Raw genomic sequence first — 214 nt, 5'->3', positions numbered from 1 at the left:
TTCAATGATGATTTCTGTTTGGCTTAGCGCCGTAGCAGAATTACCTTGAGGTAATGTATATACAACAGGGTTAGAGAAACCTAAAGTTAGGTTTACATCTTGACCTTTAACTTGTGCACTGTAACCAACTCCTTGAAGAAGAAGAGTCTTCTTAAAGCCTTCAGTTACACCTACAAACATATTGTTAACTTTAGAACGTGCAGTAAATGCTTGT

The 214-nt window shown here is 36.9% G+C and carries 1 protein-coding gene; it reads right to left on the bottom strand.

Annotated elements, in window-relative coordinates; translation table 11 throughout:
- The coding region (locus V6255_RS18825) for a 50S ribosomal protein L6 (protein ID WP_425355960.1) at positions 1–214 on the bottom strand (214 nt) is incomplete at both ends.

The organism is Psychromonas arctica, assembly GCF_038155225.1.
Lineage (GTDB): Bacteria > Pseudomonadota > Gammaproteobacteria > Enterobacterales > Psychromonadaceae > Psychromonas > Psychromonas arctica_B.
The sequence above is the reverse complement of the archived record's forward strand: the minus strand, read 5'-3'. Positions and strand labels throughout refer to the sequence as shown.